This window comes from Shinella sp. WSJ-2 (genome assembly GCF_003432075.1).
Taxonomy (GTDB): Bacteria; Pseudomonadota; Alphaproteobacteria; order Rhizobiales; family Rhizobiaceae; genus Shinella.
Genome location: NZ_QWBU01000006.1, coordinates 225972 through 241124 on the forward strand (window position 1 = coordinate 225972; position 15153 = coordinate 241124).

Here is a 15153-nt window from a genome sequence, read left to right on the forward strand (position 1 = left end):
GCCTCTTCTATAGACTGGCGCCATGTCCCGATCCGAGCGCCTTTTCGATCTCCTGCAAGCCCTGCGTCGCCATCGCCGGCCGGTCAGCGGCAAGGCGCTGGCGGAGGAGACGGGGGTGAGCCTGCGCACCCTCTACCGCGATATTGCCAGCCTCCAGACACAGGGCGCCGATATCGAGGGAGAGCCGGGTGTGGGCTATGTGCTGAAGCCTGGCTTCCTCCTGCCGCCGTTGATGTTTTCCGCCGAGGAGATCGAGGCGCTGGTGCTCGGCACCCGCTGGGTTGCCGACCGGGCGGACAGCCATCTGAGCGGTGCCGCGCGCAATGCGCTGGCAAGGATCGCCGCCGTGCTGCCGGCCGACCTGCGCAATGAATTGGATACGTCGCCGCTTCTGGTCGGGCCGGGCGCAAAACTGCCCGCCGACAGCATCGATATCGCGCTGCTGCGCACGGCGATCCGCATGGAGCGCAAGCTTGCGATCACCTATCGTAGCGGCTCCGGCGAAGCTTCGGCCCGCACCATCTGGCCCTTCGCACTCTCCTTCTTCGATCACGTCCGGGTGGTCATCGGCTGGTGCGAATTGCGCGAGAGTTTTCGCCATTTCCGAACCGACCGGATCGAAACGGCTGCGGTGCTGGATATCCGGTATCCGAGGCGGCGGCAGGCCATGCTTCGGGCATGGCGCGAGGCCGAGGGGATTCCGCTGCGTGGCGCATGATGCTGCCAGAAACTGACAGCATGCGGTGTTAGCTTTCTCCTATCCAACCAAGACAGGAGAGCACCATGTCCAACAGCATTCTTCTCTACGTAAAGGACGCGGCCGCGAGCGGTCGCTACTATGAACGCATCCTCGGCCAGAAGCCGGTCGAGGCGAGCCCGACCTTCGTCATCTTCGTCCTGAAATCCGGTCTCGGCCTCGGCCTGTGGGGGCGCGATGGTGTCGAGCCGGCACCCTCGGTTCCGGGCGGTGGATCGGAAATCGGCTTCAAGGTCGACAGCGCGGCTGAGGTCGATCAATGGCATGCCGAATGGCGCGCCAACGGCGCCGCCATCCTGATGCCGCCGACGGAGCTGGATTTCGGCCGCAGCTTCGTCGCCGCCGATCCCGACGGACATCGCCTGCGCGTCTACACCGTCACGGATGGAGGCTGAGCCATGGCGCGCGCCTGGATTGCCGTCGCTTCGGCCGAACATGTGCGCATCGGGCGCGCGCAGGGCTTCATGCAGGTCTGTCACGGCAGAGGAGGCCCGCTGCGGCGGACCGCCGCCGGCGACACCGTCATCTATTATTCGCCCGCGGAAACCATGCGCGGCAAGGACCGCCTGCAGGCCTTCACAGCGATCGGCACCATTGTCGACCGCGTGCCCTATCAATTGCAAATGGCGCCTGGCTTCCTGCCCTGGCGGCGGGATGTCGAATGGTGGCCTGCCACGGAGGCGCCAATCCGCCCGCTTCTCGATCAGCTCGCCTTCACGCGGGCTGGAAACTGGGGCTACCAGCTGCGTTTCGGCGTCTTCACCATCGAGCCGGAAGATGCGGCGCGGATCGCTGCGGCCATGCGGAACGGCCTTTGAGGATGTGGTTTCGATAGTTGTTTTCTATCAAGTCATACGAACCATCCCCTTGATACGCTGCGCCGGATGACAAATACAGGAGGCATGAACACACCTTTTATCGGAAAGAAGTCCTCTGCGGCCGGCGGCTGGGGGGCGTTGAAGAGTTGTGGCAAACAGCTTCTGCAAAGCGGCATGCCGCTCTCCGGCGCGCGCACCCTGCTCAAGGCCAACCAGCCCGATGGCTTCGATTGCCCCGGTTGCGCTTGGGGCGATCCGGAACACGGCTCCTCCTTCGAATTCTGCGAGAACGGCGTGAAGGCCGTCGCCTGGGAGGCGACGGAAAAGCGCGCCTCACCGGCCTTCTTCGCTGCGCACACCGTGTCGGAGCTGCGCAAGCTGACGGACTACGAGCTGGAGCTGCACGGCCGCCTGACCCATCCGATGCGTTACGATGCGGCCAGCGACAGATACCTGCCCGTAGCCTGGGCGGACGCCTTCGCCGAGATCGGCGGGATTCTCAAGGGCCTCGACAATCCTGATCGTGCCGAGTTCTACACTTCCGGCCGCGCCAGCAACGAGGCGGCCTATCTCTATCAGCTCTTCGTGCGGCTCTACGGCACCAACAATTTCCCGGATTGCTCGAACATGTGCCACGAGGCGAGCGGCGTGGGCCTGCGCCAGTCGGTCGGCGTCGGCAAGGGCACGGTGCTGCTGGAGGATTTCGAGGAGGCGGACGCGATCTTCGTGATCGGCCAGAACCCCGGCACCAACCATCCGCGCATGCTGGGCGACTTGCGTCGCGCGGCCCTGCGCGGTGCGCGCATCGTCGTGTTCAATCCCATCCGCGAGCGCGGACTGGAGCGCTTCTCCGATCCGCAGGACAAGATCGAGATGCTGCGCGGCGGTTCGACGGATATCGCCAGCCACTATTTCCAGCCGCAGCTCGGCGGTGACATGGCGGCGATGCGCGGCATGGCCAAGGCGGTGTTCGCCGCCGAAGAGGCTGCCGTTGCGATGGGCCTGCCGCCCGTGCTCGATCATGCCTTCCTCGCTGAGCATTGCGCAGGCTTCGACGATTACCGCGCCGCCGTCGCAGCGACGGACTGGGCAGCGATCGAGGACCAGTCCGGCCTGACCCGCGCGGAGATCGAGCGGGCGGCGGATGTCTATATGACCGCAGAACGCGTCATCTGCACCTGGGCAATGGGCGTTACCCAGCATCTGCATTCCGTGGCGACGATCCGCGAGATCACCAATTTCATGCTGCTGCGCGGCAATATCGGCAGGCCGGGCGCCGGTCTCTGCCCGGTGCGCGGCCATTCCAATGTGCAGGGTGATCGCACTGTCGGCATCAACGAGAAGCCGCCGGTCGATTTTCTCGACGCGCTGGAAAACCATTTCGGTACCGCCATGCCGCGCAAGGACGGGCACAATGTACTCGCCGCGATCGGCGCGATGCTGGATGGCTCGGCTAAGGCCTTCATCGGGCTCGGCGGCAATTTTGCCCGCGCGACGCCGGATAGCGCGCTGGTCGAACAGGCGCTGCGCCGGTTGAAGCTGACGGTAAACATCGCCACCAAGCCGAACCATTCGCATCTGATGCCGGGCGAGGTCTCCTTCATCCTGCCCTGCCTCGGGCGCACGGAGATGGACCTCAATTCGGCCGGCACGTCGCAGCTCATCAGCGTCGAGGATTCCATGAGCATGGTGCACGGTTCCGCCGGCATCAACCGCCCGGCCTCGCCGCATCTGCTGTCGGAGGTCGCCATCATAGCCGGCATTGCGGCAGCGACCGTCGGCAACGGCACGGTCGACTGGGCGGCGCTTGCCGACGATTACGACCGCATCCGCGACCATATCGAGGCGACCATTCCGGGCTTCGAGGATTTCAACAAGCGCCTGCGCAAGCCGCGCGGTTTCCATCTGCGCAACAGCGCGGCGAACCGGGAATGGGATACGCCGGAGGGCAAGGCGGCCTTCTTTTCCGGCCCGCTTCCGCAGGAAACGGTCCATCAGAGGGCCAAGCGCGGCGGCGGGCGTTTCGTGCTCCAGACCTTCCGCTCGCACGACCAGTACAACACCACCGTCTACGGCCTCGACGACCGCTATCGCGGCGTCTATGGCGAGCGGCAGGTGGTCTTCATCCATCCCGAGGATCTGAAGGCGCTTGGCGCTGCGGCGGGCGAGCGGATGGATATCGTCGGCGACCATAACGATGGCATCGAGCGCATCGCTCCCGATTTCCGCTTCGTGCCCTACGATATCCCGCGCGGCAGCATCGCTGGGTATTATCCCGAGCTCAATGTGCTGGTGCCGCTCGGCAGCGCCGGGGAGGAGAGCGATACGCCGACCTCCAAATCGATCATGGTGACCTTCCGCAAGCGCGAGGCTGCGTGAACGGGGAAACATCCGAAACCGAGCGCTTCATGGCGCTCGTCGCACGGCTTCAGGCGGACGATCCGCTTCTGACGCCGATCCAGGCGGGACTGGTCGTGGCCGCCTATCTCGGCACTGCCGGCGACAGCCGCACCTTTGCCCGCCTGCTCGGCCTTGCCCATGCGCTGGTGCTGCGGGAACTCACGGCCCTTGTTGCCCGAAATCTCCTGCGCGTGACGAAGCGCGACGGGCGCACGATGCGCAGCCATTTCGTGCCGGGTGGTGCGGCTGCCCGATACGCCGCGCTTTTCCAGTCTGACACATGATCTGATCGGCGATTGCGGCAAGGCGCTCGCGTATTGCAAAAACTATTTGACTAACCATTCAGTTTGTTTTCTTCTGATGCCAGCGCTTTTCTAGGGAGGGAAAGCGGAGCGCGGCAAGCCATGACGTCGACGGTTGTTTCCAGCCGGTGCGGTCCTGCCGCTCCGATGAGGACGGCTGTCCTGACGGCAGGCCCTCGAACCGTCCAACAGAAGGAGTATTTCATGCGCCTGCTCTTGACTGCCACCGTATCGATCCTCACGCTTCTGCCGCTTGCGCCGGCCGAAGCATCCGGGATTTTGAACATCTACAACTGGGGCGAATATACAAATCCCGAGCTCATCAAGAAGTTCGAGAAGGCCTATGACGTCAAGGTGACGCTCACCGACTTCGATTCCAACGATACGGCAATCGCCAAGGCCCGGCAGGGCGGCAACGAATTCGATATCGTCGTGCCGTCCTCGACCTTTGTGAAGATCTGGATCGACGAGGGCCTGCTTCTGGAATCGCGCCCCGACCAGATGGAGAATTTCAAGAATATCGATCCTCGCTGGGTGAATGTCGGTTTCGATCCGGGCCGGCGCTACACGGTGCCATGGCAATGGGGAACGACCGGCGTGATCGTCGATAAATCGGTCTATTCCGGTGATCCCAACACGTCCTCTATCTTTCTCGATCCGCCTGCGGAGCTTGTCGGCAAGATCAATGTAATCCCGGAAATGGGGGATATCCTCTCGCTTGCCATCTACCATGAAGGCGGTGCTGCCTGCACGGCGGACAAAGCGATCCTGCGCAAGGTGCGCGACCGGCTGGCGGCAGCGCGCGACAAGTGGATCGCGCTCGATTATCCCAGCATCGAAAAATACACTGCCGGCGACTATGCGGCGGGCGTCAGTTGGGGTGGTGCGGCGATGCGCGTTCGGCTGAAGAGCGACCGCTTCGTCTATGGTTATCCGAAAGAAGGCTATCCGATCTGGATGGACAATGTTGCGGTGCTGAAGACGGCGCCGAACGTTGAGAATGCCAAGCTGTTCCAGAACTTCATCATGGACCCGGAAAATGCCGCGCTGATCTCCGCCTATGCGCGCTATGCCAATGGCATCAAAGGCTCTGAGAAATTCATGCCTGAGGAGATGCGCAACGCGCCGGAAATTGTCGTTCCCGAGGAATTCCTCGCCAAGGGTGTTTTCTCTCTTGCCTGCCCGCAGGAGGTCAACGACCTCTACATGAAGATCTGGACCCAGGTGTTGAAGTGATGCGCCCGGCCCACAAAACCGACACACCGGAGTCCTCTATGGACGATCTCGACCTGTGTTACCTCAGCGCCCACGAGGCCATCCACCTCTTCAAGAGCCGCAAGCTTTCTCCTGTTGAATTGATGGAGGCGGCGATCCGCCGGGCCGAGGCACTGAAAGGCTCGGTCAATGCGCTCACCTACACGCATTTCGACGAGGCGATGGACCTGGCCCGCAAGGCGGAAGCGAAATATGCCAAGGGCGCACGAACCGGCGCTCTCGAAGGCCTGCCGGTCGGCATCAAGGACGAAAGCGAGATCAAGGGCAAGCCGACCTCGATGGGGTCGCTGATCCATAAGGATCATATCGCCGAGCGCACCTCGACGATGAATGCCCGCGTCATGGCGGCCGGCGGCATCGTGCATGCGCGCACCGCCACGCCGGAATATTGCTGCGCCGGCACCACCTGGTCGCGGCTCTGGGGCGTCACCCGCAATCCGTGGAACCCGGAGTTTACCTGCGGCGGGTCGTCCGGCGGGGCCGGCGCATCGCTCGCCTCCGGCACCTCGACGCTGGCGACGGGCTCGGATATCGGCGGCTCCATCCGCATTCCGGCCTCGGCCTGCGGCGTCGTCGGTTATAAGCCGCCCTATGGCCGCAACCCTGACGACACGCCCTTCAATCTCGATTTCTTCTGCCATACCGGCCCGATGGCTCGCACGGTCAAGGATGCGATCCTGCTGCAGAACGTGATGTGCGGTCCGAGCCCCGACGATATCGTCTCGCTCCGCCCGAAGCTGCGCCTACCGACGGAATACAAGCCGATCAAGGGCTGGAAGATCGCTTTCTCCATGGATCTTGGCGTCTTCGAGGTCGATCCGGAGGTGCAGAAGAACACGCTGGCCGCCCTCGATGTCTTCCGCTCGCTCGGCGCGACGGTCGAGGAGGTCGATCTCGGCTGGCCGTCGCATATCCTCAAGGCCGGCATGGGCTATCTCGAACACATTTTCGGAGCCTTTCTCTCGACGCTGCTCGATGAGCACGGAGACAAGATGACGACCTATGCACGGCAGTTCGCCGAGTTCGGCCTCGCCTCGAAATCCACGGATTTCGTCGCAAGCCTGGAGGTTATCGGCGAGATGTACAAGACGCTGGGGCCGATTCTCGCGCGCTACGACGTGCTCGTCTGCCCGACCAATGCGTTGCCCGCCGTGCGGGCCGATTTCGACCATTCCACCGAAACGCTGGAAATCAACGGTAAGGTGGTCAATCCCTCGCTCGGCTGGGTCATGACGACGCCGTTCAACATGATGAGCCGCTGCCCTGTACTGTCCGTGCCCACGGGCCATGCCCAAAACGGTGTGCCGACGGGCCTGCAGATCGTCGGGCGCACGTATCGCGATGCCGACGTCTTCCGGGCCGGCCTTGCCTTCGAAGAAGCGGTGGGTGGCTGGTACGGCAGCGCGGCGAGCCGTCCGCGTCTCTGAGAGAGTCGTTGACCGGCACGGTCCACCGTCCGATAAGAGCGGTGGACCGCTTAAGAGTCTGGAATGATGCGTTGAAGACACCCAAGGCCGCCCCCGTCGTGCCCGATGAAGATGGCGAGACATCGACGCCGCTGACCAAGACCGGCCGCAAGGATGGCCGGCACCTGCGCGGGCAGGCGAGCGTACAGCGCATCATCGATACCACCATCCGCCTGATCGCCGAGGAGGGGATTTCCGGCGTCACCATGCAGCGCATCGCGCGCGAGATCGGCTCCTCCAATGCGCTGGTCGTCTTCCATTTCGGCTCGAAGGAAAAGCTTTTCCGCGCCGTGCTGGAGTATCTCAACGACCAGTTCGACGCCCTCTGGCAGAAGACCGTTTGGAAGCCCGGTCTTTCGGCGGCGGAGCGTGTGGTGGCCTCGATCGATTGCGCCCGGCATTTTCGCATTCAGCATCCTGACTGGGTCACCGTCTGGGTGCTGTTCGGCGGCGACCGTCAGACGACGCAACTCGACCGCATGATCAGCCTGCCGAGCGACCGGGCCTATCTCGCCCAGTCTCGCGCCTTTCTGACCGAAATCGCGCGCGAGGGCGGCTATGAGAACGTGGATATCGATACGCTGGCCGAAGGGCTGAACTATCTCGTGCACGGCGCCTGGTACTGGGACACTTTCAATCCCGACACGGTCCGGTCCGATGCCCTGCATGCGACGGCGCTGGCTTTGCTGCGCCAGGCCTTTCCGAAAAGCTTTTGAGCGGGCAAAAAAGAGCCCCGCACGAAGCGGGGCAGCAAGCGCCACGGTTTGGCTCCCAATGACGCGGGGAAGCTCGCGGGTTGCGCGAGTGCCCTTCAACTATGCCCTTGCTCCTCATCAGGGAAGGTCTGATTCGGCGATTCCGGTACGCTTGTGCAAATAAACTGCAAATGCAGCCGTTTTGACCGCGGGCGTGCCTAGGAAGCGTCCACCTAAAGCGCATCCCGCATGCCATCGGCCGAGCGACGCACCACCGCAGCGATTTCACGGAGCTGTTTGGCGAGCGGTGTGGAGTTGCGCCAGATCATGCCGATCGTGCGCGAGGGGCGGGGGGAGGCAAAGCGGGCGATGGAGACTTGGGCCGAGCGGGTCTCCACCGGCACTGCCATCTCCGGGATGAGGGTGACCCCGATGCCGGCGCCGACCATTTGCACCAGCGTCGACAGCGAGCTGCCCTCCATGATCTCGCGAGGCTTGGCCGATCCGATCCGGCAGAAGGACAGCGCCTGGTCGCGGAAACAATGGCCTTCCTCCAAGAGAAGCAGCCGCATTTCGCGCAGCGCATCGCGCTCGGGCACCGGCTTGCCCTCGTCCTCGCGCGGGCGCACCAGTACGAAATCCTCGTCGAATAGCTTCATTTCGGTCAGCGACGGCTCGGAGACCGGCAGGGCGACGATGGCAATGTCCAGGTCGCCCTGCGTCAGTTCCTGGATGAGCTTGGCCGTCTGCGTTTCGCGCACGTCGATCTGAATTCCGTCGTAGGCGCGGTTCAGATCGTTTATGATGACTGGCAACAGATAGGGCGCGACGGTCGGGATGATGCCGATGCGCAAGCGCGCGAGAAAGGGAGTGCGCGCCGCGCGGGCGAGCTCGCCCAGTTCGTCGACGGCTTGCAGGATATCCCGCGCCCGGTGCGCGAAGGTTATGCCGAAAGCGGTGAGCGTCACGTCGCGGGCGTTGCGTTCGAAAAGAGGGTTGCCGAGCTCCTCCTCCAGTTCCTTGATCTGCATCGAAAGGGCCGGCTGGGAGATGGCGCAGGCATCGGCGGCGAGGCGGAAGCGGCCATGCCGCGCCAGAGCCTCAAAATAGCGTAGCTGCTTCAGGGTGAGGTTCGTCATAACTTAAACTTATCGAAGCGATCAGAAAATCCAACTTAAATTTATTACATGCTTCCGGTAAGGAGGAGATACGGAAGGGAACACGCGCATATTTGCCGCTCTGCAAGGCGGTTGCCGTCGCAATGTGCTTTCTTGGAAGAGACAAAGGGCCAACAGGAGACAATCATGGACCAGAAAACTGACACCGCGGGCAAATGTCCCGTCGCCCATTCGGTCACGAAGGGTCGCTCGAACCGCGACTGGTGGCCGGACCAGCTGGACGTCCAGGTCCTGCACACCCACTCCAACCTCTCCGACCCCATGGGCCGGGACTTCGACTATGCCGAAGCCTTCAAGTCGCTCGATCTCGATGCGGTGAAGCAGGATCTTCACGCGCTGATGACGGATTCGCAGGAATGGTGGCCCGCCGACTTCGGTCACTACGGCGGTCTCTTCATCCGCATGGCCTGGCATTCGGCCGGCACCTATCGCATCACGGACGGCCGCGGCGGCGCGGGCATGGGCCAGCAGCGTTTCGCGCCGCTGAACTCGTGGCCCGACAACGTCAATCTCGACAAGGCCCGCCGCCTGCTGTGGCCGATCAAGCAGAAATACGGCAACAAGATCTCCTGGGCCGACCTGATGATCCTGACGGGCAATGTCGCGCTGGAATCCATGGGCTTCAAGACCTTTGGTTTCGCCGGCGGCCGCGCCGACGTCTGGGAGCCGGAAGAGCTCTACTGGGGTCCCGAAGGCACCTGGCTGGGCGACGAGCGCTACAGCGGCGAGCGCCAGCTGGCCGAACCACTCGGCGCCGTGCAGATGGGTCTCATCTATGTCAACCCGGAAGGCCCGAACGGTAATCCGGACCCGCTGGCGTCGGCCCGCGACATCCGCGAAACCTTTGCCCGCATGGCGATGAACGACGAAGAGACCGTAGCGCTGATCGCCGGCGGCCACACCTTCGGCAAGACCCACGGCGCGGGTGACCCGTCCTTCGTCGGCATCGATCCGGAAGGCGGTGAACTTGAAGCGCAGGGCCTCGGCTGGGCGAGCAAGTTCAACACAGGCGTCGGCAAGGATGCGATCGGCAGCGGCCTCGAAGTCACCTGGACCTCGACGCCGACGAAGTGGAGCAACAACTTCTTCTGGAACCTGTTCGGCTACGAATGGGAGCTGGAAAAGAGCCCCGCCGGCGCCCATCAATGGGTCGCGAAGGGTGCCGGCGCAACCATCCCGGATGCCTTTGATCCCGAAAAGAAGCACCTGCCGCGCATGCTCACTTCCGACCTCGCGCTGCGCTTCGACCCGATCTACGAAAAGATCTCGCGTCGCTTCCTCGAAAACCCGGATCAGTTCGCCGACGCCTTCGCCCGCGCCTGGTTCAAGCTGACGCACCGCGACATGGGCCCGAAGGCCCGCTACCTCGGCCCGGAAGTTCCAGCCGAAGACCTGATCTGGCAGGACGTCATCCCCGCTGTCGACCACCCGCTGGTCGATGACAAGGATATCGCCGATCTGAAGGTCAAGGTTCTCGCCTCCGGCCTCACGGTTCAGGAACTGGTTTCTACCGCCTGGGCTTCGGCCTCGACCTTCCGCGGTTCTGACAAGCGCGGCGGTGCCAATGGTGCGCGCATCCGCCTTGCTCCGCAGAAGGACTGGGACGTCAACCAGCCGGCCCAGCTCGCCAAGGTTCTCGGTGTACTGGAAGGCATCCAGGCCGACTTCAACGCGGCTCAGGCAGGCGGCAAGAAGATTTCGCTTGCCGACCTCATCGTGCTTGCCGGTGCGGCCGGCGTCGAAAAGGCGGCGAAGGCCGGCGGCTACGACGTTACCGTTGCCGTCACGCCGGGCCGGGCCGACGCCTCCGACGCCCAGACGGATGCCGCCTCCTTCGCAGCGCTTGAGCCGCGCGCCGATGGCTTCCGCAACTATGTGAACGCCAACCGCCAACAGTTCCTGAAGGCCGAGGAAGCGCTCATCGACCGCGCCCAGCTCCTGAAGCTTACCGCACCGGAACTGACGGTTCTCGTCGGCGGCCTGCGTGTGTTGAATGCCGGTGCGCCTGAACATGGCGTTCTCACCAGCCGCCCCGAGGCCCTGACGAACGACTTCTTCGTCAACCTGCTCGACATGGGCACGGTCTGGTCGCCGGTTTCCGACAAGAAGGGCGTCTATGAAGGCCGCGACCGCAAGACGGGCGAAGCCAAGTGGACGGGCACCCGCGTCGATCTGATCTTCGGTTCGCATGCCCAGCTGCGTGCGCTCGCCGAAGTCTATGGCTCGTCCGATGCCGGCCAGAAGTTCGTCAAGGACTTCGTCGCCGCCTGGAACAAGGTCATGAACGCCGACCGCTTCGATCTCGTTTGATCGATCCATTCAAGATGATGGCAATGGCCGGCTTTTGCCGGCCATTTTCGTTCAAGCCCTTGAAAACAAAGATCCCAGGCCGTTTTTGCATGAGGTTTTGCCCAAATTGAATTGGCAAGGTCCGGCAAGTCGCACCAATGTTCCGCGCCAGTGACAACCAATGCGCAATGAGGAACGGATGGGCAGGATCGTCTACATCCACGGTGATTTCGTGCCGGAAGAAGAGGCCCGCATCGGGCTTTTCGATCGCGGCTTTCTGTTCGGTGACGCGGTCTATGAGGTAACGGCCGTCATCGCCGGCAGGATGATCGACAACGACCTGCATCTTGACCGTCTCGAACGCTCGCTTGGTGAACTCGGCATCGCCCTTCCGCTGCCGCGGCCGGACATCGAGGCGCTGCAAGCGGAACTGATCAACCGCAATCTCCTCACGGATGGCACCGTCTATCTGCACGTCTCGCGCGGCGAGGCGGACCGCGATTTCCTCTATTCGCAAGGCATGGCGCCGAAGCTCGTCGGCTTCACCCAGACCAAGACGTTGACCGGTACGAAGGCGCAGCGCGAAGGCATCACCGTCGATCTGGCGGACGATCCGCGCTGGCACCGACGCGATATCAAGACGGCGATGCTGCTCGGGCAGGTCATGGCCAAGCAGACGGCGCGGGCGCGCGGTTTCGACGATGTCTGGCTGGTCGAAGCGGGACTGGTGACGGAGGGAGCCTCCTCGACGGCGCATGTCATCACCGCCGACGGACGCATCCTCACCCGCGCCGCCTCGAAGGCGACGTTGCCGGGCTGTACGCAGCGGGCACTGGCACGGCTGTGCGCGGCCGAGGGCCTGCGCATCGAGGAGCGCGCCTTCACACCCAAGGAGGCGCAGGACGCGGCCGAAGCGTTCCAGACCTCCGCCTCGAGCCTCGTCATGCCAGTCGTGAAGATCGGCGGGCGGATGATCGGCGATGGCCGGCCCGGTCCGATGACGCGGCGGTTGCAGTCGCTCTATCTGGAAGCGGCCGGCGTTCCGGCTTAGAGCAATTCCAGCAAAAGTGCGAAGCGGTTTTGCGTCCGGAATTGCGTGGGGACAAAGAGATAGAGCGTCTTCGCGTTTCGTAGAAAAGCGGAAATGCTCTAGGGAAGATTGGGACATCGGGGAGCGGATATGAAGACGGCGCGGGAATGGGGTTTGATGCCGGAAAGCCGGCTAGCAGTGGGGCCTGACAATGCCATCACCGATGTCTCGGGCGTGGCCGTTGGGCATCGCTCGCTGCGCGGTGATGGCATCTTTACCGGCGTTACGGCCGTGCTTCCCCATCAGGGCGATCTTTTCCTGGCGAAGCCGCGTGCGGCCGTCGAGGTGATCAATGGCTTCGGTAAGTCGGCGGGTCTGATGCAGGTGGCGGAGCTTGGCACGATCGAGACGCCGATCCTGTTGACCAACACCTTTGGCGTCGCAGCCTGCACAGAGGCGTTGATCCGCCGGGCCATTGCGGCAAATCCGGCGATCGGGCGCAAGACCTCCACAGTCAATCCGCTCGTCTGCGAATGCAATGACGGCAGCATCAATGATATTCAGGCGCTGGCCGTGACACCCGATGACGCCATGGCCGCGCTCGATGCCGCCCGGCCGGGTCCGGTCGAGCAGGGGGCGGTGGGCGCGGGTTCCGGCATGACGGCCTTCGGCTTCAAGGCGGGCATCGGCACGGCCTCGCGTGTCATGCGCATCGCCAAACGCGATTTCACGCTCGGTACCCTCGTGCTTGCCAATTTCGGCGCGGCCGGCGATCTCGTCCTGCCGGATGGCCGGCGTCCCGATCCACGCGTGCCGGCCACGCCCGAGCGCGGCTCGGTCATCGTCATCATGGCGACGGACCTGCCGCTCGGCGACCGGCAATTGCAACGCGTCGCACGCCGCGGCGGAGCGGGACTTGCCCGGCTCGGCGCCTTCTGGGGCCATGGCAGCGGCGATGTCGTGCTGTGTTTTACGACGGCCGATCCCGTCGCGCATGATACTGCTGCGCCGATCACCAGTCAGCAGCGCCTGTCCGACGACCATATCGACCTCGCCTTCCGCGCCGCCACTGAGGCCACGCAGGAGGCCGTGCTGAATGCGCTCTGCTTGGCGCCCGCCACCCCGGCCCGCAATGGCCGCGTCTATCCCGCCATGGCCGATTGGCTGAAGGAGAACCAGAACCCATGAAAGTCTTCATTTCCGCCGATATCGAGGGAACCGCCGGAATTGCCCAATGGGATGAGGCGGACCGCAACCATCCGGACTGGAACGAGTTTCGTGCGCTGATGACGGCCGAAGTGGTCGCCGCCTGTGAGGGCGCGCGGGCTGCCGGCGCGACGGAGGTCGTGATCAAGGATGCACACAGCAGTGGACGAAACCTGATCCTCGACCGGCTGCCTGATTATGCGCGTATCGTGCGCGGCTGGTCGGGCCATCCGGATGAGATGATGTACGGCATCGATGCCGGCTTCGCCGCCGCGATCTATACCGGCTATCACTCCAAGGCCGGTACCGAGGTCAACCCGCTCGCGCACACCTCCAACATGCGCATTTCGCGCCTGTTGCTGAATGGCGAGGTCGCCTCCGAATTCACTTTCAACGCGCTCTGTGCGGCCGGTTACGGCGTGCCGTCGGTCTTCCTCGCCGGTGACGAAGGCATCTGTGCAGAGGCGCGGGCCATGGTGCCGGGCCTTGCGGCGGTGGAGACGCTGGATGGGCGGGGCCATGCCACGACATCCATCTCGCCCGCCTGGTCGCGGCGCCTCATTCGCGAGGGCGTGGCTGCGGCCCTTTCCGGCGATTTCGCGCAGGCGCTTCCCGCCAAGGCGGAGCACTACGAAGTGATCATCGAGTTCAACACGCCGGGCGAGGCCTATCGTGCCAGCTGGTATCCCGGTGCGCGCACGCACGGCCTTCGCGCCATCGCCTTCGAGCACAAGGATTTTTCCGAAATCCTGCGCGCACTGCTTTTCCTTAAGGTCTGATCAGGCCGGTTCGCGCTCAAGGAGCAGCTTTGCCGTACGCCAAAGGTCCTCGACCTTGCGACTGCGGCTTGCCGCATGTCGGTAGAGCCGGATCTCAAGATCGAGGTTCCAGCCGGCATCGGCAGAGGCGGTCACGAGGCGTCCGCTGTCGATCTCGTCGCGCGCCAGGCTCTCTGGCAACCAGCAAATGCCCGCTCCTGTTACCGCCATGTTCATCAGCCCGGCGCTGATCGTGTTTTCGTGCGTTATGCGGCGCCGGAAGGGCGGGCGGCGCAGCATGAGGCGCGACAGCGCCACGCCGAAGAACGAGTTGAAGCCGTAGCTCAAGTAGGGAACGGCAAGCCGTGGCTGCGCGACGGCGCGGTCGAGGAGATGCAACCCCGGCTGCACGCCGCCGGGCATCGCGACCTGGGTCGCCGCAAGCGGGATCAGCCGGTCATGCGCGACCGTCAGCGACGAGAACTGACCACGATCAAGATGGAACGGCACTTCCGGATGGGCGTAGGTGAGGAAGAAATCCGCCTCGTCACCGACGAGTGCATCGAGATTGGCTTCGATACCGCCGCGATCGGCGATCAGCGAGGTGCTGAAGGCGCCACCGGCCTTTTCGAGCGTCTGCAGCCAGCGCGGAAAGAACGTCACCGTCAGCGTGTGGAGGGCGGCGAAGCGCACGAGGCCCGGCTCATGGGACGGGCGTAACGCCTCGCGCGCCGCATAGAAGGTGCGGATCGCCTCCTGCGCGACCGGCAGGAAATTGCGGCCGGCCGGTGTCAGTTCGGCCGGCATGGTGGCGCGGCTGATCAGCGTTGCGCCGAGCCAGCTTTCCAGCTGTTTGATGCGGCGGCTGAAGGCTGGCTGCGTGACGTTGCGCTGATCCGCGGCGCGCGAAAAACTCGACGTGTCCGCAAGCGTCACGAAATCCTCCAGCCACTTGATCTCCACGTCCGATGCCTCCCGC

14 protein-coding genes are annotated in these 15153 nt (G+C 63.8%); 12 read left to right on the top strand and 2 right to left on the bottom strand.

The window, feature by feature from the left end; genetic code table 11:
- Positions 1 to 22: 22 nt before the first annotated feature.
- The 8 genes from D0Y60_RS15885 to D0Y60_RS15920 all read left to right on the top strand — a co-directional run bounded on the left by D0Y60_RS15885 (position 23) and on the right by D0Y60_RS15920 (position 7734).
- Positions 23 to 718 carry a YafY family protein gene (locus D0Y60_RS15885; RefSeq protein ID WP_117370935.1) on the top strand — a complete coding sequence of 232 codons (696 nt, stop codon included), beginning with the start codon at positions 23 to 25 and terminating at the stop codon, positions 716 to 718.
- 65 nt (positions 719 to 783) lie between these two features.
- Positions 784 to 1152, top strand: a complete 369-nt coding sequence (locus D0Y60_RS15890) for a VOC family protein (RefSeq protein WP_117370936.1) — start codon at positions 784 to 786, stop codon at positions 1150 to 1152.
- A gap of 3 nt (positions 1153 to 1155) precedes the next feature.
- Positions 1156 to 1575, top strand: coding sequence for an EVE domain-containing protein (locus D0Y60_RS15895; RefSeq protein ID WP_117370937.1), 420 nt, complete (start codon positions 1156 to 1158; stop codon positions 1573 to 1575).
- 84 nt (positions 1576 to 1659) lie between these two features.
- Positions 1660 to 3954, top strand: a complete 2295-nt coding sequence (locus tag D0Y60_RS15900) for an FdhF/YdeP family oxidoreductase (protein ID WP_117370938.1) — start codon at positions 1660 to 1662, stop codon at positions 3952 to 3954.
- Entirely contained in the window at positions 3951 to 4259 is a 309-nt protein-coding gene (locus D0Y60_RS15905) for a hypothetical protein (RefSeq protein WP_117370939.1), read from the top strand. Before D0Y60_RS15900 ends, D0Y60_RS15905 begins: the two co-directional genes overlap by 4 nt.
- A 222-nt stretch (positions 4260 to 4481) precedes the next feature.
- A complete protein-coding gene (locus tag D0Y60_RS15910) occupies positions 4482 to 5513 on the top strand; it encodes an extracellular solute-binding protein (RefSeq protein ID WP_117370940.1) in 1032 nt (343 codons plus the stop codon).
- A 38-nt stretch (positions 5514 to 5551) separates the two neighbouring features.
- A complete protein-coding gene (locus tag D0Y60_RS15915) occupies positions 5552 to 6979 on the top strand; it encodes an amidase (protein WP_117370989.1) in 1428 nt (475 codons plus the stop codon).
- A 71-nt stretch (positions 6980 to 7050) separates the two neighbouring features.
- On the top strand, positions 7051 to 7734 hold the full coding sequence (locus tag D0Y60_RS15920) for a TetR/AcrR family transcriptional regulator (protein ID WP_117370941.1): 684 nt from the start codon (positions 7051 to 7053) through the stop codon (positions 7732 to 7734).
- A gap of 212 nt (positions 7735 to 7946) precedes the next feature.
- Here D0Y60_RS15920 and D0Y60_RS15925 read toward each other — a convergent pair whose 3' ends face one another.
- On the bottom strand, positions 7947 to 8852 hold the full coding sequence (locus tag D0Y60_RS15925) for a hydrogen peroxide-inducible genes activator (protein WP_117370942.1): 906 nt from the start codon (positions 8850 to 8852) through the stop codon (positions 7947 to 7949).
- 165 nt (positions 8853 to 9017) lie between these two features.
- Here D0Y60_RS15925 and katG point away from each other — a divergent pair, with 165 nt between their 5' ends.
- The 4 genes from katG (at position 9018) to D0Y60_RS15945 (ending at position 14195) form a co-directional block, all read left to right on the top strand.
- Positions 9018 to 11201 (top strand): catalase/peroxidase HPI, encoded by a 2184-nt coding sequence (gene katG / locus D0Y60_RS15930; RefSeq protein ID WP_117370943.1) that lies wholly within the window; start codon positions 9018 to 9020, stop codon positions 11199 to 11201.
- Positions 11202 to 11379: 178 nt separating this feature from the next.
- On the top strand, positions 11380 to 12231 hold the full coding sequence (locus D0Y60_RS15935) for a D-amino-acid transaminase (protein ID WP_117370944.1): 852 nt from the start codon (positions 11380 to 11382) through the stop codon (positions 12229 to 12231).
- 129 nt (positions 12232 to 12360) lie between these two features.
- Positions 12361 to 13398, top strand: coding sequence for a P1 family peptidase (locus tag D0Y60_RS15940; protein ID WP_117370945.1), 1038 nt, complete (start codon positions 12361 to 12363; stop codon positions 13396 to 13398).
- On the top strand, positions 13395 to 14195 hold the full coding sequence (locus D0Y60_RS15945; protein ID WP_117370946.1) for a M55 family metallopeptidase: 801 nt from the start codon (positions 13395 to 13397) through the stop codon (positions 14193 to 14195). The genes D0Y60_RS15940 and D0Y60_RS15945 overlap by 4 nt, the downstream gene beginning before the upstream one ends.
- Here D0Y60_RS15945 and D0Y60_RS15950 read toward each other — a convergent pair whose 3' ends face one another.
- On the bottom strand, positions 14196 to 15137 hold the full coding sequence (locus tag D0Y60_RS15950; RefSeq protein WP_117370947.1) for a LysR family transcriptional regulator: 942 nt from the start codon (positions 15135 to 15137) through the stop codon (positions 14196 to 14198).
- Between the last annotated feature and the right edge of the window lie 16 nt (positions 15138 to 15153).

Bases quoted from the DNA above. Each gene is read 5' to 3' on its own strand.
- D0Y60_RS15915 (WP_117370989.1), top strand. From the start codon at position 5,552: ATGGACGATCTCGACCTGTGTTACCTCAGCGCCCACGAGGCCATCCAC.
- D0Y60_RS15945 (WP_117370946.1), top strand. From the start codon at position 13,395: ATGAAAGTCTTCATTTCCGCCGATATCGAGGGAACCGCCGGAATTGCC.
- D0Y60_RS15935 (WP_117370944.1), top strand. From the start codon at position 11,380: ATGGGCAGGATCGTCTACATCCACGGTGATTTCGTGCCGGAAGAAGAG.
- D0Y60_RS15890 (WP_117370936.1), top strand. From the start codon at position 784: ATGTCCAACAGCATTCTTCTCTACGTAAAGGACGCGGCCGCGAGCGGT.
- D0Y60_RS15885 (WP_117370935.1), top strand. From the start codon at position 23: ATGTCCCGATCCGAGCGCCTTTTCGATCTCCTGCAAGCCCTGCGTCGC.
- D0Y60_RS15895 (WP_117370937.1), top strand. From the start codon at position 1,156: ATGGCGCGCGCCTGGATTGCCGTCGCTTCGGCCGAACATGTGCGCATC.
- D0Y60_RS15910 (WP_117370940.1), top strand. From the start codon at position 4,482: ATGCGCCTGCTCTTGACTGCCACCGTATCGATCCTCACGCTTCTGCCG.
- D0Y60_RS15940 (WP_117370945.1), top strand. From the start codon at position 12,361: ATGAAGACGGCGCGGGAATGGGGTTTGATGCCGGAAAGCCGGCTAGCA.
- D0Y60_RS15900 (WP_117370938.1), top strand. From the start codon at position 1,660: ATGAACACACCTTTTATCGGAAAGAAGTCCTCTGCGGCCGGCGGCTGG.
- D0Y60_RS15925 (WP_117370942.1), bottom strand. From the start codon at position 8,852: ATGACGAACCTCACCCTGAAGCAGCTACGCTATTTTGAGGCTCTGGCG.
- katG (WP_117370943.1), top strand. From the start codon at position 9,018: ATGGACCAGAAAACTGACACCGCGGGCAAATGTCCCGTCGCCCATTCG.